The sequence below is a fragment of the Nocardiopsis sp. NPDC006938 genome, from assembly GCF_042869555.1.
Taxonomy (GTDB): Bacteria; Actinomycetota; Actinomycetes; order Streptosporangiales; family Streptosporangiaceae; genus Nocardiopsis.
Genome location: NZ_JBIAGA010000019.1, coordinates 34,635 through 58,895, shown reverse-complemented (window position 1 = coordinate 58,895; position 24,261 = coordinate 34,635). Strand labels below are relative to the sequence as shown.

Here is a 24,261-nt window from a genome sequence, read left to right as displayed (position 1 = left end):
CGGTCGCCCCTTTTACGTGGTTGGTCCGTGCCCACGCGCGGGCCGACATCAGTGACACCGAGACTTTGAAGGGGGAGGTCACACCGTGTCGACCGCCACCAAGACCGTGCTGAAGCCGCTTGAGGACCGCGTCGTGGTCAAGACCCTGGAGGCCGAGCAGACCACCGCGTCTGGCCTGGTCATCCCGGACACCGCCAAGGAGAAGCCCCAGGAGGGCGAGATCCTGGCCGTGGGTCCCGGTCGCCTCGACGACAACGGCAAGCGCGTCGCCCTCGACGTGAACGTCGGCGACGTCGTCCTCTACAGCAAGTACGGCGGCACCGAGGTCAAGTACGACGGCCAGGAGTACCTGGTTCTCTCCGCCCGCGACCTCCTCGCGGTCGTCGAGAAGTAGCTCTCGGCTCAGAGCCTTCGACATCCCGCACCGGTCGGCCTCGCGGCCGGGCGGTGCGGGATGTTCTCTTTCGACCCGAACCGCTAGAGGAAGTACTGACACATGCCGAAGATCCTGGAGTTCGAGGACGACGCCCGCCGCGCCCTCGAACGGGGCGTTGACCGCCTCGCCAACGCCGTCAAGGTGACGCTCGGCCCGCGCGGCCGCAACGTCGTCATCGACAAGAAGTTCGGCGCCCCCACCATCACGAACGACGGCGTGACCGTCGCCCGTGAGATCGAGCTGGACGAGCCCTACGAGAACCTGGGCGCGCAGCTGGTCAAGGAGGTCGCCACCAAGACCAACGACGCCGCGGGTGACGGCACCACCACCGCCACCGTGCTGGCGCAGGCGCTGGTCCGCGAGGGCCTGCGCAGCGTCGCCGCCGGCGCCTCCCCGATGTCCCTCAAGAAGGGCATCGACGCCGCGGCCGCCCGGGTCTCCGAGATCCTGCTCGACCGCGCCGTGCCGATCAAGGAGCGCGCCGACATCGCCTACGTGGCGACCAACTCGGCGCAGGACGCCCAGATCGGCGACCTCATCGCCGAGGCCTTCGACAAGGTCGGCAAGGACGGCGTCATCACGGTGGAGGAGTCCCCGACCTTCGGTCTGGAGCTCGACTTCACCGAGGGCCTCCAGTTCGACAAGGGTTACATCTCGCCCTACTTCGTCACCGACGGCGACCGTCAGGAGGCCGTCCTGGAGGACGCGCAGATCCTGATCAGCCAGGGCAAGATCGGCAACCTCAACGAGCTGCTGCCGCTCCTCGAGCAGGTCGTGCAGAGCAAGAAGCCGCTGCTGATCATCGCCGAGGACGTCGAGGGCGACGCCCTGGGCGCCCTGGTGCTCAACCGTATGCGCGGCACCCTCAACGTCGCCGCGGTCAAGGCGCCCGGCTTCGGCGAGCGCCGCAAGGCCATGCTCCAGGACATCGCCGTCCTCACCGGCGGCCAGGTCATCTCCGAGGAGGTCGGCCTGACCCTGGAGAACGCGGACCTGTCCGTGCTGGGTTCGGCCCGCCGCATCACCATCACCAAGGACACCACCACCGTCGTCGACGGTGGCGGCCAGCAGTCCGAGGTGGAGGACCGCGTTCGCCAGATCCGCAAGGAGATCGAGGCGAGCGACTCCGACTGGGACCGCGAGAAGCTCCAGGAGCGCCTGGCCAAGCTCGCGGGCGGCGTGTCGGTGCTGAGCGTCGGCGCGGCCACCGAGGTGGAGCTCAAGGAGAAGAAGCACCGCCTCGAGGACGCCATCTCGGCGACCCGCGCGGCCATCGAGGAGGGCATCGTCGCCGGTGGCGGCGCCTCCCTGGTGCACGCCTCCACCGCCCTGGACGACCTCGGCCTGACCGGCGACGAGGCCACGGGCGCGGCGATCGTGCGCCGCGCGCTGGTCGAGCCCGCCCGGTGGATCGCGGAGAACGCGGGCGCCGAGGGCTACGTGGTCACCCACCGCGTCTCCGAGATGGAGGTCGGCCACGGCTACAACGCCGCGACCGGCACCTACGGCGACCTGACCGCCGAGGGCATCCTCGACCCGGTCAAGGTCTCCCGCTCGGCCGTCCAGAACGCCGCCTCCATCGCGGGCATGCTGCTGACCACCGAGGTGCTGGTGGCGGACAAGCCCGAGGAGGACGAGGACGACGGTCACGGCCACGCCCACTAGGACGGTGGCCGGTGTCCGGTAGGACCCGGTTCGGGGGTGGGGCGATCCGTCGCTCCACCCCCGCCCTTTACCACGGGAGAGCCGATTCACACCCGTAACTTCGTACCGTTTTCGGGCTATTTTCCCAGAATGTGACCATTCTGTAGTTGCTGATTGGAGTGGTTGAGTCCCCAACTGCGGGCATCATTCCTAACGTGACGGATGCAGGCGCCCGGTTGGGCGTTACCGCGCAGCGGCCAGGTACGCCCGGAGGGCGCGAGGAGGCGGACCCCGCTCCACGTGACGCGGGGTTGAACCGTCTGGGATCACTCGCCGTCCAGGGCGACGACCGAGCCCTGGACTCCTTGTTGCGCGAGGTCAGACCCATGGTGGTGCGGTACTGCCGTACCCGGTTGGCCCGGGTCTCGGGGCTCGCGCACTACTCGGACGACGTGGCCCAGGAAGTGTGCATCGCCCTGCTCACGGCCATCCCCCGCTACCAGGACCGGGGGCGGCCCTTCGCCTCCTTCGTGTTCGGCATCGCGGCGCACAAGGTCGCCGACACGCTGCGGGTGGCCGGGCGGGTGGAGACGGTGCCGACCGACGCCGTCCCCGAACAGCCCGACGACGGCCCCGGGCCGGAGGAGTCGGCGGTGCGCGTCTCGGAGGCCCAGCGGGCGCGGGCGCTCCTCGACGAACTGCCCGAACACCAGCGCACGCTACTGGTGATGCGGGTGATCACAGGACTTTCAGCAGACGAGACGGGACATCTCCTTGGCATGTCGGCAGGTGCGGTACGGGTTGCCCAGCACCGAGCTATTGCTCGGCTTCGGAAGATGGCCCTGGCGAACCGCGTCCTCCCCTGAACACCGCCGTGCCGCCCGCCCCGGTCGGCGCCGCTGCCCGGAACGGCCCAGGCCGCGCGGGTACTGCCTCTACCCCCGTTGAGGGCGCCGGGGTCGTTCCCGACACCGTGCGGAACGGCCCCCGCAGCGGTCAGCCGTCGCTCTTGAGGGTCTTCATGGTCAGGTGGGACTCCACTCTCAGTACGGCTGGATGCCCCATCAGCCTGCTGGTGAGGAAGGCCTCGTAGGCGACGTGGTCGGCGACCCTCACACGGAGGAAGTAGTCGGGGCGGCCGTACATCCGGCGGAACTCCACGATCTCCTCGTAGGCCGCGACGGTCTCCTCGAACTCCTGGACGGTCGCACTGTCCTGGGCGTAGATCTCCACGTCGAGGAGCACCTCCAGCCCCCGGCCCAGCCGCTCGGAGTCCACCACGGCCCGGTACCCCGTGATGACCCCCGACTCCTCCAGCCGCTTGACCCGGCGCAGGCAGGGAGGCGGGGTCAGCCCCACCCGACGCGCCAACTCGACGTTGGACAACCGGCCGTCCTGGCGCAGTTGGAACAGGATTTCACGATCGACCTCGTCGAGTATATGTTCGTTGCTCATTCAGCCATTCTAGGACTCAATGAGGAAACCATATAAGGCGCGATCTTTCCTAGAATGTCCTCGTGCCTAGGAAATCCGACCTGCGGTCGGCCTTCGTCGACTCCGCGCCGGTGGGCCTGGGGCTCGTCCCGCTCGGTCTGGCGTTCGGAGTGCTCGTGGTCCAAGCGGGCCTGGACTGGTGGTGGGCCGGGCTGTCGGCCGCGCTCGTCTACGCGGGATCGTTCGAGTTCCTGCTGATCGGTATGGTCACCGCCGCCGCCCCGCTGACCGCGATCGCCGCGGCCGCGTTCATGGTCAACTTCCGCCACGTCTTCTACGCCCTGTCGTTCCCCCTGGACCGGATCAGGGGGCGCGCGGGCAGGGCCTACGCCACCTTCGCGCTCACCGACGAGGCCTACGCCCTGACCGCTTCCGAGCGCTCCCGCGCCTGGTCCGGTCGGCGCGTCCTCTACTCACAGCTGTTCATGCACCTGTACTGGGCCGGGAGCGCGACCGTCGGAGCCCTGCTCGGCGGCCTCATTCCCGAGGGCGTCCAAGGGTTGGACTTCGCCCTCACCGCCCTGTTCACCGTGCTGGCCCTGGACGCGCTGCGCGACCTCAGGGGCGAGGTGTCCACCCCGGTGCTCGCGTTCGCGAGTGCCCTGGTCGCGTGGGTCCTCTTCCCCGACCAGATGCTCCTCGTCGCCTTCTCCCTGTTCACGGCCGGTCTGCTCGCTCACCGGCTCGTACGCCGAAGGAAGCCCGCTCATGTCTGACACCCACTACGCCGTGGCCGCCGTCCTGGTCACGGCGGTCATCACCTGGACTCTGCGGGCGGCGCCCTTCGCCGCCCTGGCACCGCTGCGCGCCAGTGAGACCATGGGCCACCTCAGCGCCCGCATGCCCGCCGGGGTCATGGTGATTCTGGTCGTGTACTGCCTGAGCGACCTGCCCCTGCCGCAACCGCAGTCCCTGGTGCCGCTGGCCGCCCTGGCCGTCACGGTCGGCCTGCACCTGTGGCGCCGCGACGCCCTGCTGAGCATTCTGGGCGGCACGGCCGTCCACGTGGTGCTGGCCAGCACCCTCGTGCCCCAGTGACTCCGTCACCGCCCCCGTGCCCTCCGGTCCGACCAGCGAACCCGGCCCGTGGCGGTGGCCGATTCGTGACCGAGGTGACCGGGCGAACATCCCATTCCACCGGGGCGGCACCCGACGACAACCTAGGATGAGACGACACGCGGGGGCGATCCGCGCAGGTGCCGGGAACAGCGGAGGTTGTGTCATGAGCCAGGATCACAGCGACTACGGGAACAAGCTCCTCCCGCCGGGGCTGACCTACGACGACGTCCTGCTGGTACCGGCCTACTCGGACCTCCAGCCCGGCGAGGTCGACACCGCCACGAAACTCTCCCGCAACATCACCCTCAGCATTCCGCTGCTGTCCGCCGCCATGGACACCGTCACCGAGGCCCGCATGGCCGTCGCGATGGCCCGCCAGGGCGGCGCGGGCGTCCTGCACCGCAACCTCTCCGCCGAGGACCAGGCCGCCCAGGTCGACCTGGTGAAGCGCTCCGAAGCGGGCATGGTCACCGACCCCGTCACCTGTCACCCGGAGGACGACCTCGCCGAGGTCGAGCGCCTGTGCGCCCACTACCGCATCTCCGGCGTCCCGGTCACCGACGCGCAGGGCTCCCTGGTCGGCATCGTCACCAACCGCGACATGCGTTTCGAGGACGACCGTTCCCGGCTCGTCCGCGACGTCATGACCACCGAGAACCTGGTCACCGCCCCCGTCGGCGTCAGCCGCGAACAGGCCTTCGAGCTCCTCCGCAAGCACAAGGTCGAGAAGCTCCCCCTGGTCGACGCCCAGAACCGCCTGAGCGGCCTCATCACCGTCAAGGACTTCATCAAGAGCGAGCAGTTCCCCAACGCCACCAAGGACTCCGACGGCCGCCTCGTGGTCGGCGGCGCGGTGGGCGTGGGCGCCGAGGCCGAGGAGCGCGCCAAGCTGCTCATCGACGCCGGGGTCGACTTCGTCGTCGTCGACACCGCGCACGGCCACTCCGCCGGGCTCGCCGACATGGTCTCCAAGCTCAAGGCCAACTCCCGCGCCGACGTCGTGGCGGGCAACGTCGCCACCCGCGCCGGAGCCCAGCTGCTCATCGACGCCGGAGCCGACGCCGTCAAGGTGGGCGTGGGCCCCGGCTCCATCTGCACCACCCGCGTCGTCGCCGGTGTCGGCGCCCCGCAGCTCACCGCCGTCCTGGAGGCGGGCCTGGCCTGCGGCCCCGCCAACGTCCCGCTCATCGCCGACGGCGGCCTCCAGTACTCCGGCGAGATCGCCAAGGCCATCGTCGCCGGAGCCAGCACCGTCATGCTCGGCAGCCTCCTCGCGGGCGTCGAGGAGAGCCCCGGCGAACTCATCTTCATCAACGGCAAGCAGTTCAAGGCCTACCGGGGCATGGGCTCCCTGGGCGCCATGCGCGGCCGCTCCTTCTCCAAGGACCGCTACGCCCAGGCCGACGTCGCCTCCGAGGACAAGCTCGTCCCCGAGGGCATCGAGGGCCAGGTGCCGTTCCGCGGCCCCCTCGCCGCCGTCGCCCACCAGCTCGTCGGCGGCCTCCACCAGTCCATGTGGTACGCGGGCACCCGCACCGTGCCCGAGCTGCGCGAGCGCGGCCAGCTCATGCGCATCACCAGCGCCGGGCTGCGCGAGAGCCACCCGCACGACATCAAGATGACCGTGGAAGCGCCGAACTACAACGCGCGCTAGCCGACGCGGGGACGGGGCCGCCGAGGCCCCGACCGCGGCCGGATAGACTCGCGTCCGCGGTCACGCGACGGTCGACCGACCGGCGCCGCACGTCAGAGGGGAATCGAACAGTTGGCTCAGGTGGAGATCGGGCTGGGCAAGAACGGGCGTCGCGCCTACGAGCTCGACGAGATCGGGATCGTCCCCGCGCGCCGGACCCGCGACCCGGAGGAGGTGTCGATCGCCTGGCAGATCGACGCCTACCGGTTCGAGACGCCCCTGGTCGTCAGCCCCATGGACAGCGTCGCCTCGCCCAAGACGGTCGTCGCCGTCGGTGAACAGGGCGGCCTCGGCGTCCTGGACCTCGAAGGCCTCTGGACCCGCTACGACGACCCGGAGCCCCTGCTCCAGGAGATCCGCGAGCTCGACGACGTCGCCGCGACCAAGCGCCTCCAGGAGATCTACGCGGCCCCGATCCAGGAGGAGCTGATCGGCCGCCGCATCGAGGAGATCCGCGACGCGGGCCTGGTCACCGCCGCCCGGCTCTCGCCGCAGCGCACCGCCCAGTACCACAAGGCCGTCGTGGACGCCGGGGTCGACATCTTCGTGATCCGCGGCACCACCGTCTCGGCGGAGCACGTCTCGGGTCGCGCCGAACCGCTCAACCTCAAGCAGTTCATCTACGAACTCGACGTTCCCGTCGTGGTCGGCGGCTGCGCCACCTACACCGCCGCCCTGCACCTGATGCGCACCGGCGCCGCCGGGGTGCTCGTGGGCTTCGGTGGCGGCTCCGGCCACACCACCCGCTCCGTGCTGGGCGTGGCGGTCCCCATGGCCAGCGCCATCGGCGACGTCGCCGCGGCCCGCCGCGACTACCTCGACGAGTCCGGCGGCCGCTACGTGCACGTCATCGCCGACGGCGGCATGACCGGCAGCGGCGACATCGCCAAGGCCCTGGCCTGCGGCGCCGACGCCGTCATGGTCGGTTCGCCGCTGGCCCGCGCCACCGAGGCGCCCGGCGGCGGCTACCACTGGGGCAGCGAGGCGCACCACAACGAGCTGCCGCGCGGAGAGCGGGTCGAGGTGGGCACCATTGGCGACCTCAAGTCGATCCTGCACGGTCCGGCCTCCACCAGCGACGGCTCCATGAACCTCATGGGCGCGCTGCGCCGGACCATGGCCACCTCGGGTTACACCGACCTCAAGGAGTTCCAGCGGGTCGAGGTCGTGGTGAACCCGCACCGGTAGGGGCCTTCGAGGGGGAGACCCCGCAGGTCGGAAACGACGCGAGAACACGGTGGGGCGTCCCGGGAGACCGGGGCGCCCCACGCGTCGTCCCACGGGGGTGCGACGCGGGGGCGCCGGTGTGTCACTATGGGGCGTGTTTTTGACTCTCGTGATCCGATGGTGACTTTCTCTTGGAGGACCGCATGACCGACAGTGAGTCCGGTGCCCCCGAGGCCACCGGTTCCTCCGAGGGGTCGCTCGCTCCTGAGGAGCCCCGCGCCGCCGGACACCGCCGTGGCCGACGCGGCGTCCGCAGGGCGCGCAAGGGGCGCGGCCGCCGACGCGGGCCGGCCATCGCGGTCAGCCTGACCCTGGTGGTGTGTCTACTGGTCACGGCGGGTGTCGTGGTGCTGGTCGGCAGGGTCACCAGCGTCCTGAACGGCTGGGAGGCGCCCGCCGCCGACGCCACCCCCGAGGTCGGCACCATCGAGACCCCTCCGCACGACCAGCTCACCGGACCCCCCTCCCAGAGCGGGGTCACCGCCCGCGAGGACGAGGGGACCACCGGGGAGGCGGTCGCGGGAGCGGACGAGCGGTCCGGGCCCGCCGGTCCGCCCCGCCCGAGCGAGGCCTGGCTCGACGAGGTCTCGGCCAGCACCGGGGTGCCGCGCCGTGCCCTGGAGGGGTACGCGAGCGCACAGCTCGTGATCGAGGCCGACCAGGCGTCGTGCCAGCTGTCCTGGCCCACCCTGGCGGGCATCGGCTACGTGGAGTCGCGCCACGGCACCTACGCGGGCGGCGAGCTCGGGCCCGACGGCAACACCACCGTGGACGTGATCGGCATCCCGCTCGACGGGACCAACAACACGCAGGCCATCCCGGACACCGACGGCGGTGTGCTGGACGGCGACACCGAGTGGGACCGGGCGATCGGCCCCATGCAGTTCATCCCCAGCACCTGGGAGCGGTGGGGCGAGTCGCTGGAGGGCGGCACCCCCGACCCGCACAACATCGACGACGCCGCCCTCAGCGCGGGCCGCTACCTGTGCGCCGGGGGCCGCGACCTCACCTCCGCGCACGACTGGGAGTCGGCGATCCTGGAGTACAACCGCTCCTCCGCCTACGTGAGCGACGTCCTGGCGTACGCGCACGCCTACGCCGACGCCGCTGCCTGAACCGACCGGCGCGTCCGCCCCGCCCGACCCGTCGCCGGGCCCGACCCGTCGCGGGGCCCGGGGCGTGCGGGGCCCGGGGCGTGCGGGCCCGCCCGGGTAAAGCGCCGGTACGGGGTGTGGCAACGCACAGCCCCGGTGCCCTCCGGTTAGCCTGAGGCCCCACCACTCCGGGTATGCGCCTTGGTGGGACACCGATCGAAAGGGAGGACCATCCATGGCGACCACCTGGTTGGGGCCGAAGGGGCGCGCCGAGGCGCTCGCGTCGATGACCGACGAAGAGCTGGACGTCCTCGTCGTGGGCGGCGGGATCGTCGGCGCGGGCATCGCGCTGGACGCGGTCTCGCGCGGGCTCTCCACCGGCCTGATCGAGGCGCGGGACTTCGCCTCCGGGACCTCCAGCAGATCCAGCAAGCTCATCCACGGCGGCCTTCGCTACCTCGAACAGCTCGACTTCGAACTGGTCCGCGAGGCCCTGCACGAGCGCGGCCTCCTGCTCACCACCATCGCACCGCACCTGGTGCGCCCGGTGCCGTTCCTCTTCCCGTTCCAACACCACTGGGAACGCTTCTACATCGGCGCGGGCGTCACCCTCTACGACACCCTCGCCCTCACCTCGCGCAACAACCGGGGGCTCCCCTCCCACCGGCACCTCACCAGGTCCGGCGCGCTCCGGGTCTTCCCGGCCCTCAAACGCGGCGCCCTGGCCGGGGCGGTCCAGTACTGGGACTGCCAGGTCGACGACGCGCGCTTCGTCACCACCGTCCTGCGCACCGCCGCCGGGCTCGGAGCCAGCATCGCCTCCCGGGTCCAGGCGGTCGAGTTCCTGCGCGAGGGCGAACACGTCGTCGGCGCGACCGCCGCCGACCTGGAGACCGGCGAGAAGAAGCAGATCCGCGCCCGGCAGGTGGTCAACGCCGCCGGTGTGTGGACCGACGACATCCAGGAGATGGTCGGCGGCCGCGGGCAGATCCACGTGAGTGCCTCCAAGGGCGTCCACCTGGTCGTGCCCCGGGACCGTATCCAGGCCTCCTCGGGGATGATCCTCCAGACGGAGAAGAGCGTGCTCTTCGTGATCCCGTGGGGCCGCCACTGGATCATCGGCACCACCGACACCCCCTGGGACCTGGACAAGGAGAACCCGGCGGCGTCGCGCGCCGACATCGACTACGTCCTGGACCACGTCAACCAGGTGCTGCGCACACCGCTGGGCCGCGACGACGTGGAGGGCGTCTACGCCGGTCTGCGCCCGCTGCTCTCGGGCGAGTCGGAGGAGACCTCCAAGCTCTCCCGCGAGCACACCGTGGCGCACCCGGTGCCCGGGCTCGTCCTCATCGCGGGCGGCAAGTACACCACCTACCGGGTGATGGCCAAGGACGCGGTGGACGCGGTCGCCCACGGTCTGGGCGGCGCGGTTCCGGAGTCGGTCACGGACAAGCTCCCGCTGGTCGGAGCGGACGGCTACGCGGCCCTGTACAACCAGCGGCACCGGCTGGCCCGTGACTCCGGGCTGCACGTCTCCCGGGTCTCGCACCTGCTGCGCCGGTACGGCTCCGGCGTGCACGACGTCCTCGACCTCATCCGCGAGCGGCCCGACCTGCGCGAACCGCTCAAGGGCGGTGAGGACTACCTGCGGGCCGAGGTCGTCTACGCGGTGGAGGCCGAGGGCGCCCGCCACCTGGAGGACGTCCTGTCCCGCCGGACCCGCATCTCCTTCGAGACCTGGGACCGGGGCATCGCCGCCGCCGAAGCCGCCGCCGAGCTCATGGCCGAACCGCTCGGGTGGACCAAGGAGCAGGTCGAGCGCGAGGTCGAGTACTACCGCAAGGGCATCGAGGCCGAACGCGCCGCGCAGGAACAGGACACCGACCAGGAGGCCGACGCCGTGCAGCACGGCGCCCCGGAGATCGTCCCCGACGTCCGCGTGGGGAAGCAGAAGAGGCGCTCCTGACGGGCGTCCCGAGGGCGCGCCCGGGGCCGGGCACACGTCGGCCGGTCCGTATTGTTGCTGATCACTGATCCGGCCGTTGTGGTTTGTGGCACACCGTGGGGTTAGGGTGCGTGGAGTCACACCCACCGCTCCCGCCCTCCGAAGGACCGCCGCCCATGATCAAGGTGCTGCTCGTAGAGGACGACGTCCGTCTCGCCGACGCCCTCGCCGGGGCACTGGAGGCGTACGGCTACGAGGTCGACCAGGCGAGGACCGCGGGGGGCGCGCTGGCCGCGCCCCCCGCCGACATCGTCCTGCTGGACCTCGGCCTGCCCGACATGGACGGCGTGGAGCTGTGCCAGCGCATACGTGAGCGGCCCGACTCCGCCGACACCGCGATCATCATGGTCACCGCCCGGCGCCAGCAGCGCGAACGCATCCTGGGGCTGCGCTCGGGGGCCGACGACTACGTGGTCAAGCCCCTGGCCATCGAGGAGCTGTGCGCCCGCATGGAGGCGGTCCTGCGCCGCACCGGCGGCCGGGTGGGCACCGTCCTGGAGTCCGGGCCGCTGCGGGTCGACCTGTCCACGCGCTCCGTCGTGTGCTCGGGCCGCCCCGTGGAGCTCACCCGCAAGGAGTTCGACCTGCTCGTGGTCCTGCTCAGGGAGGCGGGCGGGGTGGTCTCCCGCGAACACCTCCTGCTCCGGGTCTGGCAGACCGCCTGGCCGGGCACCCTGCGCACCCTGGAGGTCCACATCGGGACCCTGCGCTCGAAACTGGGGTCACCGGGACTCATCCGCACCGTGCGCGGGGTCGGGTACCGACTGGGCACCGCCGACACCACGGCGGCCGGGGCCACCGCGGCCCCGGCCACCCGGTGAGGGCCGCGGCCTGGCGCGGGACGGACCCGTCCGGTACGGAGGTCCCGCGCGCGGAAGAGGGGCGCTGATGCACCGGCGCGTGGTCATCGTGTACGTGTCCCTGCTCGTCGCCGCCTGTCTGGCGCTGGCCTTCCCCCTGTGCGGAAGCATCGCCGCCCGGGGCACCTCCGACATGGCCCTGGACCGGATCAACGACACCGCCCGGTTCGCGGGCCTCGCCGAGCCGGGTGTGCTGTCCGGTGCGGAGGGGGCGCTGTCCGGCCTGGTCAGCGAGTTGTCCGTCTACGAGCAGGTGTACGGGATCTCCGCCGTGGTGGTGGACCGCGACGGGACGGTCGTGGCCGCCTCACGGCCCGGGCTCACCCTCGCCGACCTCGACCCCCAGGGGTGGCCCGACAGCGACGAACCGCTGCCCGGCCCCGTGCGCAGCGCGCTGGCGGGCAACCGCACGGGTGTGGACGGCGTGGTGTGGCCGTGGCAGAGCGGCCCCCTCGTCGTCGCCGAACCCATCGGCACCTCGGGCGAGGTGGTCGGCGCCGCCGTCACCGCGTCGCCCACCGGGGCGCTGCGCCGCGCGACCCTCGGCCAGTGGTTCCTGGCCTGGATGGTGGTGACCGCCCTGATGGTGGCGGGCATCGCCGTCGCAGGTCCGCTCACCCGGTGGATTCTCCGCCCCATCGCCGACCTCGACCAGGCCACCCGGGCGGTGAGCGGCGGCAGCCTGGACACCCGGGTCCGCACGGCCGCGGGCCCCGAGGAGCTGCGCAGGTTGGGGGAGTCCTTCAACCAGATGGCCGACACCATCACGTCCATGCTGGAGAGCCAGCGCACCTTCGTCGCCTACGCCGGACACCAGGTGCGCAACCCCCTGGCGGCGCTGCGGCTGCGGGTCGGCGGGCTGGCCCGGCACCTGGGCGACGAGGGCCTGCGCGAGCACGGGCTGGCGCTGGACGAGGTCGACCGGCTCACCCGTATCTGCGACAGCCTGCTCACCCTGGCGCAGGCCGAGGACGCCGAACACTCCACGGTGTGGGAGGACGCCCGCGACGTCGCGGAACAGCGGGTGGGCGCGTGGGGGCCCATCGCCGAACGCGCGGGCGCCGTCCTGGAGTGCGCGGGCGCGGAGACCGCCATGGTGCGGTGTGTGGAGGGAACCCTGGACCAGGCCCTGGACGCGCTCATCGACAACGCGCTGAAGTTCGGCGGTCCGGGGGTGCGCATCACCGTACGGGTGGGCGAACCCGAGGGGGTGGGGGACGACGCCCGCCTGGACGTGCACGTGCTCGACGACGGTCCGGGCCTGCCCGACGACCAGCTGGCCCAGGCCACCCGGCCGTTCTGGCGGGACGGCGGCGGGGGAGGATCGGGCCTTGGGCTGTCCATCGTGGTGACCCTGCTGGAACTCCAGGGGGCGAGCCTGTCCCTCACCCCGCGTGAGCCGAGCGGTATCGACGCGCGCCTGCGGTTGCGCCCGAACGGGCCCGTGTGAGAACGGAAGGGGCCACGGGCGGTTCCGTCCGTCCGGCGCGCCCCGTCAGACGGAGGTCGGGGTCCCGGAAGCGGGCGAGGGGCGGTCGTTGGCGTACTTCACCGACTGGTAGTAGCTGACCGCGCCCGGATGCAGCGGCACCGGAAGCGTCGAGATCGCCGACCTCGGGTGCAGGTGCAGGGCCACCGGGTGGATCTCCACCAGGTCGGCCTGGAACTCGAAGAGCAGGCGGGTGAACTCCTCGGCCTGCGCGTCGGGCATGGCGGAGTTCACCACGAGCAGGCTCGGCACCCCGATCGTGCGCACCGCCGGAACGTTCGCGTAGGTTCCGGCGGGTACCGGCAGCTCCGTGAAGTACTCCCCGTACTGCTCGGTCAGGGCCGGGACGTGGCTCGACAGGTCCAGCAGACGGATCGGCGTCCGCTCGGCGAGGTCGCCCACCGCCTGGGTCGGCAGCCCCCCGGACCAGAAGAACGCGTCCACGCGCCCCTCCTCCAGGGCCCGCACCGACTCGCCGATGGACAGCTGGAGCCGCACCACCCCCTCGCCGGGGGCGGGCCCCCTCCCGTCGGGGGCCACGGCCAGGCCGGAGAGCGCAAGGAGCCGTTCGGCCATCATCTCGGTGCCCGACCCGGCCGACCCCACCGAGACGGTGCCTCCGGCCAGGTCGGCCACCTCCTGCACGGGAGAGTCCGCCCGCACCACCACGTGCGTGTGGTTGTCGTACAGGCGGGCGACCGCGGAGATCGGGAGGGGGCCCTCGAAGGGCGCGCCGCCGCTCACGGCCAGGGCCGCCACGTCGGCGAGGGTGAAGGCCGCGTCCAGGGTCCCGTCCGCGACCAGCAGGTTGTTCTCCACGCTCGCGGCGGTGGTCAGCGCCGTGATCCAGGTGTCCTGGCGGGCCTCGGTGACCTGGGCGAGGCCGCTCCCGTACACGTGGTAGACGCCGCCCGTCCCGCCGGTGCCGACGGACAGCCGAAGCGGAGCCGTGTACGGGGGAGACCCCCACGTGAGCACCACGACCGCCAGGACGCACACGGCGAGCGGCCTGGTGAGGCTCCAGAGGCGATGGGGGAGGGAGGACGCCATGGCCGAACGATACCAACGAGAGCGAAAGCTCAGAAGAGCCTCAAATCCCCCTCCCGGACCTGCGGGTTTCGGCGAGATGACGGTTACGTTGCTCGCGGTGGCCGGACGGGTGTCGCGACGGCGTCCACAGGCCCCGGCACCTGGATCGATCGCACGATCCGGGACCGGAGGGAGGGCACCCCGACGCCCCCGCCAACCCCAGCACGACGTTCCCCCGAGAGGACCCCACCACCATGCGACGCTCCAAGCTCTCCCTGGCCGCCATCCCCGCCAGCGTGCTCATGCTGGCCGCCTGCTCCCAGCCCGCCGAGCAGGCCACGGAGGACGTCGAGGTCGGCGGTGCCGACGTCCAGAGCAACCTCAGCATCGTCACGGGCGGCACGACCGGTGTGTACTACCCGATCGGCGGCGCGCTGAGCGGCATCATCGGCGACAACCTGGAGGGCCAGTCGGCGTCCGTCGAGGCCACCGGCGCCTCGGTGGAGAACATCCGCCTGCTCGGCTCGGGCGAGAGCCACCTGGCCATCGTCCAGGGCGACGCCGCCGACCAGGCCTTCACCGGCACCGGCGACTTCGAGGGCGGCGCCGTCGAGACCTACTCGCTCGCGGTCCTGTACCCCAACGTCTTCCACGCGGTGACGCTCCAGAGCATCGCCGAGCGCGAGGAGTTCAACTGCTTCCGCGACGTCATCGGCACCCGCTACTCGGTGGGTGACATCGGCAGCGGCAACGAGGCCACCACCACCCAGGTCTTCAGCTCCCTGGAGATCGGCCCCAGCCAGGTCGAACTCCAGCAGCTCGGCTACGCGGAGACCGCCAACGCCCTGACCAACAACCAGCTCGACGCCGGTTCCTGGGTCGTCGGCGAGGGCCACTCGGGCATCACCGAGCTCGGCACCACCGAGGACATCGCGCTCATCGAGATCTGCGACGACGAGCGCGACGCCATCGTCAGCGGCTACGGCGGCTACACCGAACACGTCATCGAGGGCGGCACGTACCCGGGCATCGACGAGGACGTGCAGACCATCGCCGTCTGGAACGCCCTGGTCGTGCCGGGCTCCTTCAACGACGACCAGGCCTACGAGATCACCAAGGCCATGTTCGAGAACATCGACCAGGTCGTCGGCGTCTACGCCCCGGGCGAGCAGTACCTCGTGCCGGAGACCATCGAGAACAGCCCCGTCCCGGTCCACCCCGGCGCCCTGCGCTTCTACGAGGAGCAGGGCGTGGGCGTCCCCGAGGACCTGCGCCCCGAGGGCGCGGCCGCGGCCGCGGACGCGGACACGGACGAGTAGGCCGCACACGACGATGGACACCCCAGTGGTGGACGGGTCCGCGGACGCCGGGACACGGCGTCCGCGGACCGCGGTGCTCCGCCGCCTCGGCCGGTGGGCCGGGGCCGGGCTGTGCGCCGCCCTGCTCCTGGCCGCGCTGGTGCCGGTATGGCCCGCGCTGCGCCTGAGCGTGGACGGCGAGCGGTTCGGCCACCTGCCCCTGGCCGAGGGGGAACAGTTCACCGTCTCCTACGTCCACTCGATCGACCACCTGCCGATCGAGGAGAACATCGAGGTCCGTGACGGCGTCCTGGTCGCCGACTCCACCCGCCTGCGCCAGTTCGGCGCCGGTATGGGCCACATCCCCGGGGAGGGGACCGGCCGCGCCGACGGCGAGTGGTGGGTCATCGAGGACATGAACCGCACGCTCGGCCCGCAGCTCGCCATCCGTGTGGGCCGGGCCTCCGTGGACCACCGTCTGCGCACCCCCGACACCGAGGTCCGGCTCTCCCCGTGCCTCACCGCCCGCCGGGTGGTCGTCGAACCGGTCCGCGTCCCCACCCTCGTCCTGTTGTTCGGCGGCGCGCCGCGGCCGGACTGCGACGAGTAGCCCTCCGAGAACCAGGTCCGCCCCCGCCTGAGACACCCTCCGCCGCGCGGCCCCCGTGGTCGCACGCACCGCGCGGCCCCAACCGTCGAACCGAGGAAGAACATGGCTGAGAAACCACAGGTGAGGGGTGACGTGCCCCCGACGCCGGAGGAATCCGAGCACGAGTCCACGGCCTCCGCGACCGACACCGCGGACGCCGCCGAGACCGCCGACGACACGTCGCAGGTCGGATTCGGCAAGGGCGGTCGCAACACCGGCACCTCCGCCGACGCGTTGCCGGACGTCGACGGACTCGGGGACGACGCCCCGCCGGTCTGGCGCCGGATCGCCTCCGAGCGCTGGGGGGACGGCCGGTTCGGGCTGGCCATGGGCGGGATCATCCTCGTCCTGGGCATCGCGCTGACCGCGTTCCAGCTCTGGATCGCGCTGCGTTCGGGCCTGGACGCCCGGCAGCAGCGCCTCATCCACCTCATGCTGATCATGATGATGGTGTTCGTGATCATGCCGCCGTTCAAGAAGGCGACGGTTCACGGCAACCCGATCGCGCTCACCCTCGGGGCGGTACTCGACCTCGTCATGATCGTCGCGACCGTGGCGGTCAGCGTCTACCCGATCCTGTTCCAGACGGAACTGGCCCGCCGGGCGGGCGGTTACTCCGAGCTCGACCAGTTCATGGGCCTGGTCGCCATCGTGGTCCTCCTGGAGGCCACCCGCCGCGCCGTCGGACTGGTCATGGTCCTGCTGGTGGCCGCGTTCGTCTACTACGCCTGGCTGGGTCCGCTCATCCCCGGCGACTTCGGGCACTCGGGCGCCACGATCCAGCGCATCTCCACGCACGTCTACCTGGGCAACGACGGGATCTACGGGCTCACGCTCGGGGTCGTCGTGACGTTCGTGTTCGTGTTCATCCTCTTCGGGGCACTGCTCTCCAAGACCGGCGGCGGCAACTTCTTCGTGGGCCTGTCCTACGTCCTCACCGGGCGCATGGTCGGCGGCCCGGCCAAGGGCGCGGTCCTGGGCAGCGCCCTGATGGGCTCGGTCTCCGGCAGCGCCATCGCCAACGTCGTCACCACCGGGCCCTTCACCATCCCGCTGATGAAGAAGGTCGGCTACAAGAAGCACGACGCCGCCGGGGTCGAGGCCGCCGCCTCCACCGGCGGGCAGGTCCTGCCGCCCATCATGGGCGCGGGCGCGTTCCTCATGGCCGAGCGGCTGGGCATCCCCTACGCCGACATCGTCAAGGTCGCGATCATCCCGGCCATCATGTACTTCGCCCTGATGTTCCTCTTCGTGGACATCCTGGCCCGCAAGAACAACATCCGCCCGATGGGCCGGGACGAGGTCCCCACCTTCGCCATCGTGATGCGCGCGGGCTGGCACTTCATGGCCCCTCTGATCCTGCTCATCGTCCTGTTGCTCAACTACGTGCCGCCCACACGGGCGGGTCTGGCCGCCTGCGGCGCCCTGCTCGTCGTGGCCATGCTGCGCGCGGGCAGCCGCCTCAGCTTCAAGGACTTCCTGGAGGTGTTCGTGATGGCGGCCCGCAGCACCCTGCCGGTCTCCGTGGCGTGCGCCGTGGCGGGCATCATCGTGGGCATGGTCGGCCTGACCGGTCTGGGCCTGGTCTTCTCCGACGTGCTGGTCAACGCCTTCGCGGGCAACCTGCTCATGACCCTGGTGATGGTGGCGCTGGCCTCCCTGATCCTGGGCATCGGCCTGCCGGTGACCGCCTCCTACGTGGTGCTGGTCATCCTGGCGGGCCCGGCGCTGGAGCAGCTCGGCCTGGCGCTCATCGTGGCGCACATGATCGTGTACTGGCTCAGCCAGGACTCCAACGTGACCCCGCCGGTGGCCTTCGCGGCCTTCGCGGCGGCGGGAATCGCCAACTCCAGTCCCATGCGCTCGGGCGTGTCCTCGTGGAAGTTCGCCAAGGGCCTCTATCTGATCCCCTTGCTGATGGCGTACTCGGCGCTCATGGAGGTGGACGGGCCCGTCCTCGATCTGGTGATCGCGATCGGTACGGGATCGGTCGCCCTGGCGGCCGGAGCGATGGCGATCGAGGGCTTCTTCCTGCGCCGTACCCTGCTCGGTGAGCGCATCGCGCTGGGGCTGTCCGCCGCCCTGGTCCTGATCGCCCCCGAATGGAGCGGCTGGGCCGAGTCCCTGCTGTCCGTGAGCGTGTCCTCGGACGTGTTCATCACCGCCGGAACCGTCTCGGGCCTGGTGCTCATCACCCTCCAGGTGATCAACCACCGCCGTGACAAGGCCAAGGGCCTGGTCGCCCCGCTCGGCGAGGAGCAGCCGAAGACGGTGGAGACCGCGAACGCCTAGCGGTCCGCCCACGGGACCCGAAGGGGCCCGGACGGGGCGCGGAGGCCACGGCCGCCGCGCCCCGTCGGCGTTCCCGGTCACGGTCCCCGGACCGCATGTCCTAACCTCGCTGGCATGTGGCGATTCGGATGGAAACCGGGACGGGGCCTGCAGGGCACCGACCTGGAGGCGGTGCTGGTGTCGGCCTCCTACGGAACGGACCCCCTGCTGCGCTCCGCCTGCGAGGCGGTGCGCGAGGGCGACGCGGAGGCCGGCGCGGCCCTGCTCGTGGAGACCCGGCGGGACCCCGAGGCCCGCGCCTACCAGGCGCAGGCCCTGGGGCGGGCCGCCGTGGACCGCCCCGACGAGATCGCCGAACTGTCCGGGACGGGCGCCGACCCCGCCGACGTACTGCTGTGGCTCGGCCACGCCCTGCTCGCCCGCGCCGTGGCACTGCCCTCCGGCGGAGCCGACACCGCCCAGGCCGACCGCAAGGCCTTCGAGGCCGCCCTGCACGAGGCGCGGGTGCCGCTCGCGGAGTCGGCCCGCCTCAACCCCGACGACGCCGCGCCCTGGGCCGCCCTCCAGACCGTGGCGATGGGCCTCGGGGAGCGGGAGGAGCGCGAGCGGGCCTGGGAGGAGGTGGCCGCCCGGGCTCCGCACCTGTACCCGGCGCACATGACCCGTGTGCGCGCCCTGGCCCCCGCCCGAGGGGGTTCGGCGGAGGAGATGTTCGCCGCCGCCGGTGCGGCCGCCGACACCGCGCCCGAGGGCAGCCCCCTGCCGTCCGTGCTCGCCCTGGCCCACGCCGAGTACCTGCGGGGCGAGCGGCGGCGGCTGGTCCGGGAGGGCAACAGCGCCTACATCACCTCCATGGCGATGGGGCGTCTGCACGGCGACGCCGTCAGCGAACTGTTCCAGCTGGCCCAGGCGTGGGCGTCCGCCGCCGTGCCGCACGTGCGCGACGTCCAGGCCCACCACCTGTTCGGCTGGGCCTTCCACCGCGCGGGGGAGGCGGACCTGGCCCGGTGGCACCTGGGGTCGGTCGGCCGGTACGTGTGCGACGTGCCCTGGTCCTTCTTCGGTTCCGCGCGCACCGAGGCGGCCCTGGCCATGTCGGAGCTGGGGGTGGACCCCCGGGTGGGGCCCGGCGAGGAGTGAGCGGGGCGGGGGAGTGAGGAGTGAGCGGGGCGGGGGAGCACGGTCCGGCGCGAGGACCGGGGTGGGAGAGGGGCAGCGAGGGAGGACCCCGGCGGGTTGAGTAGCCGTACTCAGGCGCGTCGGGCGGGCCCCGGACCAGACTGGTCCCATGACGAACACGACCCCCGCGTCCACCCCGGCCCGCGCGGCGCTCCTCGGCCTCGCCGCCGGTGCCGGAGCCGCCCTCGTCGCCGAGGGCCTCGGCTGGCTGGTGAGCACCGGCCTCGTCGCCACCCAGTCCGACGACGTCGTCGGAGCCAACATCGGCGCCGGGATGGCCGGTATGACCGTCGCCCTGCTGGTCGCCCCGGCCCTGGCCCTGCTCCTGTTGCGGCTGGCGCGCACCCCCCGCCCCCTTGCCGCCGTGCTCTACTCCCTGCCCCTCTACCTGCTTCTCACCATGGTCGGCACGTCGGCGGCCATCCCGCTGGAGACCTGGCTGTGGGACCGTTTCCCCGGCCTGGCCGCCGCCACCAGCCCCTGGCTGCCCTGGCACCTGATCACCGTGCTCACCCTGGCCGCCTCCCTCGCCCTGACCTCGCTGCTCACCAGCCGTTCCCGCGGCGCCGGGGCCCCGGCCCGCGTCTGACACGGCCCGAGGCCGACCGAAAAGCACTGGTCAGCCTCGGCCGGGTCGGAAACAATGCACGGGTGCTACTGACGATCACCACCACCGCCCAGCCCGCGACGGACCTCGGGTACCTGCTCCACAAGCACCCCGACAAGGCGCAGAGCTTCGAGCAGTCCTTCGGTACGGCGCACGTCTTCTACCCCGAGGCCACCGAGGACCGCTGCACGGCCGCGCTCCTGCTGGAGGTGGACCCGCAGGCGCTGTTGCGCTCGCGGACGTCGGTGAGCACCCCCGACTTCGCCCTCGCGCAGTACGTCAACGACCGCCCCTACGCCTCGTCCTCGCTGTTCACGGTGGCGCTGGGCCGGGTCCTGCGGTCGGCCATGCGGGGCGACACCGAGCTCCGCCCCGAACTGGCCCGCACCCCCATCCCCCTGGAACTGCGCCTGCCCGCGGTGCCCTGCCACCCGGGCCCGGAGCGGGCGCGCGCCCTCTTCGAACCCCTGGGCTGGACGGTCGCGGCCGAACCGGTCCCGCTCGACCCCGGCCTGCCCGGCTGGGGCGACTCCCACTACCTGTCGCTCACCCTGACCGGAACCCTCCGGCTGTCCGAGGCGCTCAGCCACCTGTACGTGCTGCTGCCCGCGATGGAGGGCGGCCACAAGCACTACTGGGTGGACTCCACCGAGATCGACAAGCTCCTGCGCGCGGGCGGCGCCCCGGTCGACGGCGCCCTGCCCGAGGACGGCCGCGACGCGGGCTGGCTGGCCGGGCACCCCGAACGCGACTGGATCACCCGCCGCTACCTCGCCCGCCGGGAGAGGTACGTGCGTACCGCCCTGGCCCGTCTGACCGAGGCCGACGACCGGCGCGCGGCCGCCGACGACGCTCCGGAGGACGCGGCCGCCCCCGCCCGGGACACCGCCGCGACCGCACCGGCCGAACCCGCCGAACCCGCCGCCGAAGAGCGCGCGCCGTCACTGGCCGACCAGCGCGCGGGCGCGGTCACAGCGGTGCTCGCGGCCGAACGCGCCACCAGCGTCATCGACCTCGGCTGCGGCGGGGGCAAGCTGCTGGAACGGCTCGTCCGCGACCGCACCCTGGAGCGCGTCACCGGCGTGGACGTGCACCTGGGGAGCCTGGAGATCGCGCACCGCAGACTCTGCAAGGGCTGCGACCCGGGCGGGGGCCGGGGCCACCGGCCCCTCCTCGACGCCCCCGGCACCGGCCGCGACGGCGCCGCGTCCGCGACCCGCCCCGAGCTGCTGCTCGGCTCGGTCGTCTACCGCGACCGGCGTTTCCGGGGCCACGACGCGGCCGTGCTCATGGAGGTGGTCGAGCACCTCGACCCCTCCCGCCTGACCGCAATGGAACAGGTCGTCTTCGGCGACGCCGCCCCCCGGGTCGTCGTGGTCACCACGCCCAACGCCGAGTACAACCGCCACTACGAGGGCCTGGCGCCGGGCGCGTTCCGCCACCCCGACCACCGCTTCGAGTGGACCCGCCCCGAGTTCGCCGCCTGGGCCGACCGGGCGGCCGCCGAACACGGCTACACCGTCCGGTACCTTCCCGTCGGCCCCGAACACCCCGAGACCGGCGCCCCGACCCAGATGGGAGTCTTCACCAGATGACCGAGCCCAACGACGCGGCCCACCGCGAGCCCCGCGTGCTCGGCGTGCCCCGGATGGGGCTCGTCCTGCTGGTCGGGGTGTCCGGATCGGGCAAGTCCACCTTCGCCGCACGACACTTCGCCACCACGCAGGTGATCGGCTCCGACTTCTGCCGCGGCATGGTCTCCGACGACGAGAACGACCAGACCGCCACCGCCGACGCCTTCGCCCTCCTGGGCACCATCGTCGACGTGCGGCTCCGGCGCGGGCTGCTCACCGTCGTGGACGCCACCAACGTCCAGCGCAAGGCCCGCGAACAGCTCGTCCGTATCGCCAAGGCCAACGACGTCCTGACCACCGCGATCGTCCTCGACGTCCCCGAGGCGGTGGCCCGGGAGCGCAACCGGGCCCGGCCCGACCGCGACTTCGGCGACCACGTGATCCGCCGCCAGCGCCGCGACCTCAGGGACTCGGTCAAGCGGATGTCCCGCGAGGGCATCCGCAGGACGTACGTCCTCAAGGGGCAGGAGGAGATCGACGCCGTCCGGATCGAGCTCGAGCGCCCCTGGCCGGAGCGGACCGAGCTCACCGGGCCCTTCGACATCGTCGGCGACGTCCACGGCTGCCGCTCCGAGCTGGAGAGCCTGCTGGAGGAGCTCGGCTACGCCCTGCGCCTCGACGACCGGGGGCGCCCGGTCGGCGCACGTCACCCCGAGGGCCGCACGGCGGTGTTCGTCGGCGACCTCGTCGACCGGGGCCCCGACAGCCCGGGCGTCCTGCGCCTGGTCATGGGCATGGTCGCCGACGGCGACGCCCTCTGTGTGCCCGGCAACCACGAGAACAAGCTCGTCCGCTACCTCAAGACCGGCAAGGGCCGGCTCACCCACGGCCTCGCCGAGACCGTCGAGCAGCTGGACCGCGAGAGCGAGGACTTCCGCAAGGAGGTCCTGGAGTTCTGCGACGGCCTCGTCAGCCACCTCGTACTGGACGGCGGCGACCTCGTGGTGGCCCACGCGGGGCTCAAGGAGGAGTACCACAACCGCGCCTCCGGCCGGGTGCGCTCCTTCGCCCTGTACGGCGAGACCACCGGCGAGACCGACGAGTTCGGCCTGCCCGTCCGCCTGCCCTGGGCCCGCGACTACCGGGGCCGGGCCACGGTGGTCTACGGCCACGTGCCCACGCACAAGGCCGAGTGGATCAACCGCACCATCTGCCTGGACACCGGTTGCGTGTTCGGCGGCAAGCTCACCGCGCTGCGCTACCCCGAACGGGAGATCGTGGACGTGGACGCCGAACGCACCTGGTACGAGCCGGTCCGCCCCCTGGTGGAGAGCCCGCCCGCGCGGGAGGGCTCCGCGGACGGGCGCGTCATCGACATCACCGACGTCGGCGCGGGCGACGCGCACACCGGCCTGTTCGTGGAGACCGAGAACGGCACCGTGCGCGCCGGAGCCGAGAGCACCGCGGCGGCGCTGGAGGTGATGAGCCGCTTCGCCGTCGACCCGCGCTGGCTGCTCTACCTGCCGCCCACCATGGCCCCGGCGCCCACCGCGGCCGCGCCCGACCTGCTGGAACACCCCGACGAGGCCTTCGCCTCCTACCGGGCCTCCGGCATCGGTGAGGTGGTCTGCCAGGAGAAGCACATGGGCTCCCGGGCGGTGGCCGTGCTGTGCCGGGACGAGGCCGCCGCCTCCCGTCGCTTCGTGCCCGGCGAACTCGGCGCCGTGTACACCCGCACCGGCCGTCCCTTCTTCCGGGACCCCGAGGTCGGGTCCGAGGTCGTCGACCGGCTGCGCCGGACCGTGACCGAGGCCGGGCTGTGGGAGCGGCTGGGCACCGACTGGTTGGCCCTGGACGGCGAGATGCTGCCCTGGTCCGCGAAGGCCCGTTCCCTGATCCGGGAACAGTATGCCTCGGTGGGGGCGGCCGCCCGGGCCTCGCTGCCCGTAGCCACCGCCGCCCTGACCGCCGCCGCCGGGCGGGGGGTGGACGTCGCCGGGCTCGCCGCGACCATCGCCCGCCGCACCGAACAGACCGGCGCGTTCAGCGAGGTCTACCGCCGCTACACCTGGGACACCGACGGCGCCGACGGTCTGCGCTTCGCCCCGTTCGCGCTGCTCGCCACCGAGGGCAGGGAGTACACCGGGGCCGACCACCTCTGGCACATGGGTGTGGCCGAACAGCTCGCCGCGACCGGCGGCATGGTCCAGGCCACCCGCTACCGCGTGGTCGACACCACCGACCCCGACTCCTGCGCGGCGGCGGCCGCCTGGTGGCGCGAGATGGTCGACCGGGGCGGTGAGGGCATGGTGGTCAAGCCGCTGCTCGGCGCCCGCGCCCGGGGCCGCAAGGGTCTGGCCCAGCCGGGGCTGAAGGTGCGCGGCCCCGAGTACCTGCGCATCGTCTACGGGGCGGACTACACCGATCCGGAGCGCATCGCGGTGCTCAAGGACCGCAAGCTCGGCCGCAAGAACGGGCTCGCCATGCGCGAGCACAAGCTCGGCCTGGAGGCGTTGACCCGCCAGGCGGCGGGCGAGCCCCTGTGGCGGGTGCACGAACCGGTGTTCGCGGTGCTCGCCCTGGAGACCGAACCGGTCGACCCGCGCCTGTAGGGCGGGCTGGACCGGAC

At 72.2% G+C, this 24,261-nt stretch carries 20 protein-coding genes; 18 read left to right on the top strand and 2 right to left on the bottom strand.

Features of this window, described 5'->3' with window-relative positions; genetic code table 11:
- Positions 1 to 85: 85 nt before the first annotated feature.
- The 3 genes from groES to ACFYL4_RS23655 all read left to right on the top strand — a co-directional run bounded on the left by groES (position 86) and on the right by ACFYL4_RS23655 (position 2,946).
- Positions 86 to 394: a co-chaperone GroES gene (groES, locus tag ACFYL4_RS23665; RefSeq protein WP_017582507.1), complete on the top strand. Its 309-nt coding sequence runs from the start codon at positions 86 to 88 to the stop codon at positions 392 to 394.
- 102 nt (positions 395 to 496) lie between these two features.
- Positions 497 to 2,101: a chaperonin GroEL gene (gene groL / locus ACFYL4_RS23660; RefSeq protein WP_357766741.1), complete on the top strand. Its 1,605-nt coding sequence runs from the start codon at positions 497 to 499 to the stop codon at positions 2,099 to 2,101.
- 290 nt (positions 2,102 to 2,391) lie between these two features.
- On the top strand, positions 2,392 to 2,946 hold the full coding sequence (locus tag ACFYL4_RS23655) for a sigma-70 family RNA polymerase sigma factor (protein WP_387521185.1): 555 nt from the start codon (positions 2,392 to 2,394) through the stop codon (positions 2,944 to 2,946).
- A 130-nt stretch (positions 2,947 to 3,076) separates the two neighbouring features.
- Here ACFYL4_RS23655 and ACFYL4_RS23650 read toward each other — a convergent pair whose 3' ends face one another.
- On the bottom strand, positions 3,077 to 3,535 hold the full coding sequence (locus ACFYL4_RS23650; RefSeq protein WP_387521094.1) for an Lrp/AsnC family transcriptional regulator: 459 nt from the start codon (positions 3,533 to 3,535) through the stop codon (positions 3,077 to 3,079).
- A 62-nt stretch (positions 3,536 to 3,597) separates the two neighbouring features.
- On the opposite strand from ACFYL4_RS23650, the gene ACFYL4_RS23645 reads away from it, so the two are divergent.
- From ACFYL4_RS23645 to ACFYL4_RS23610, 8 genes are all read left to right on the top strand, one after another.
- On the top strand, positions 3,598 to 4,290 hold the full coding sequence (locus ACFYL4_RS23645) for an AzlC family ABC transporter permease (protein ID WP_387521092.1): 693 nt from the start codon (positions 3,598 to 3,600) through the stop codon (positions 4,288 to 4,290).
- On the top strand, positions 4,283 to 4,612 hold the full coding sequence (locus tag ACFYL4_RS23640; protein WP_357766734.1) for an AzlD domain-containing protein: 330 nt from the start codon (positions 4,283 to 4,285) through the stop codon (positions 4,610 to 4,612). The genes ACFYL4_RS23645 and ACFYL4_RS23640 overlap by 8 nt, the downstream gene beginning before the upstream one ends.
- A 184-nt stretch (positions 4,613 to 4,796) precedes the next feature.
- Complete coding sequence (gene guaB / locus ACFYL4_RS23635; RefSeq protein WP_387521089.1) at positions 4,797 to 6,287, top strand: IMP dehydrogenase; 1,491 nt, start codon at positions 4,797 to 4,799, stop codon at positions 6,285 to 6,287.
- Positions 6,288 to 6,407: 120 nt separating this feature from the next.
- Positions 6,408 to 7,514, top strand: coding sequence for a GuaB3 family IMP dehydrogenase-related protein (locus ACFYL4_RS23630; RefSeq protein ID WP_387521182.1), 1,107 nt, complete (start codon positions 6,408 to 6,410; stop codon positions 7,512 to 7,514).
- Between the two features lie 182 nt (positions 7,515 to 7,696).
- On the top strand, positions 7,697 to 8,668 hold the full coding sequence (locus ACFYL4_RS23625; protein ID WP_387521086.1) for a lytic transglycosylase domain-containing protein: 972 nt from the start codon (positions 7,697 to 7,699) through the stop codon (positions 8,666 to 8,668).
- A gap of 214 nt (positions 8,669 to 8,882) precedes the next feature.
- Positions 8,883 to 10,616, top strand: coding sequence for a glycerol-3-phosphate dehydrogenase/oxidase (locus tag ACFYL4_RS23620; RefSeq protein ID WP_357766725.1), 1,734 nt, complete (start codon positions 8,883 to 8,885; stop codon positions 10,614 to 10,616).
- 155 nt (positions 10,617 to 10,771) lie between these two features.
- Entirely contained in the window at positions 10,772 to 11,476 is a 705-nt protein-coding gene (locus ACFYL4_RS23615; protein WP_357766723.1) for a response regulator transcription factor, read from the top strand.
- A 67-nt stretch (positions 11,477 to 11,543) separates the two neighbouring features.
- On the top strand, positions 11,544 to 12,965 hold the full coding sequence (locus tag ACFYL4_RS23610; RefSeq protein ID WP_387521081.1) for a sensor histidine kinase: 1,422 nt from the start codon (positions 11,544 to 11,546) through the stop codon (positions 12,963 to 12,965).
- A gap of 45 nt (positions 12,966 to 13,010) precedes the next feature.
- On the opposite strand, the gene ACFYL4_RS23605 is transcribed toward ACFYL4_RS23610, so the two are convergent.
- Positions 13,011 to 14,054 carry a TAXI family TRAP transporter solute-binding subunit gene (locus tag ACFYL4_RS23605; RefSeq protein WP_357766717.1) on the bottom strand — a complete coding sequence of 348 codons (1,044 nt, stop codon included), beginning with the start codon at positions 14,052 to 14,054 and terminating at the stop codon, positions 13,011 to 13,013.
- Positions 14,055 to 14,287: 233 nt separating this feature from the next.
- Between ACFYL4_RS23605 and ACFYL4_RS23600 the strand changes: the two genes are divergently transcribed.
- From ACFYL4_RS23600 to ACFYL4_RS23570, 7 genes are all read left to right on the top strand, one after another.
- Positions 14,288 to 15,352: a TAXI family TRAP transporter solute-binding subunit gene (locus ACFYL4_RS23600; protein WP_387521079.1), complete on the top strand. Its 1,065-nt coding sequence runs from the start codon at positions 14,288 to 14,290 to the stop codon at positions 15,350 to 15,352.
- A gap of 13 nt (positions 15,353 to 15,365) precedes the next feature.
- Complete coding sequence (locus tag ACFYL4_RS23595) at positions 15,366 to 15,941, top strand: DUF1850 domain-containing protein (protein ID WP_387521077.1); 576 nt, start codon at positions 15,366 to 15,368, stop codon at positions 15,939 to 15,941.
- A 102-nt stretch (positions 15,942 to 16,043) separates the two neighbouring features.
- Positions 16,044 to 18,272, top strand: a complete 2,229-nt coding sequence (locus ACFYL4_RS23590; RefSeq protein WP_387521074.1) for a TRAP transporter permease — start codon at positions 16,044 to 16,046, stop codon at positions 18,270 to 18,272.
- Positions 18,273 to 18,386: 114 nt separating this feature from the next.
- Positions 18,387 to 19,412 carry a hypothetical protein gene (locus ACFYL4_RS23585; protein ID WP_387521072.1) on the top strand — a complete coding sequence of 342 codons (1,026 nt, stop codon included), beginning with the start codon at positions 18,387 to 18,389 and terminating at the stop codon, positions 19,410 to 19,412.
- Between the two features lie 148 nt (positions 19,413 to 19,560).
- Complete coding sequence (locus ACFYL4_RS23580; protein WP_387521069.1) at positions 19,561 to 20,040, top strand: hypothetical protein; 480 nt, start codon at positions 19,561 to 19,563, stop codon at positions 20,038 to 20,040.
- A gap of 62 nt (positions 20,041 to 20,102) precedes the next feature.
- Positions 20,103 to 21,653, top strand: a complete 1,551-nt coding sequence (locus ACFYL4_RS23575) for a 3' terminal RNA ribose 2'-O-methyltransferase Hen1 (protein WP_387521066.1) — start codon at positions 20,103 to 20,105, stop codon at positions 21,651 to 21,653.
- Positions 21,650 to 24,244, top strand: coding sequence for a polynucleotide kinase-phosphatase (locus tag ACFYL4_RS23570; RefSeq protein ID WP_387521064.1), 2,595 nt, complete (start codon positions 21,650 to 21,652; stop codon positions 24,242 to 24,244). The genes ACFYL4_RS23575 and ACFYL4_RS23570 overlap by 4 nt, the downstream gene beginning before the upstream one ends.
- Positions 24,245 to 24,261 lie beyond the last annotated feature (17 nt).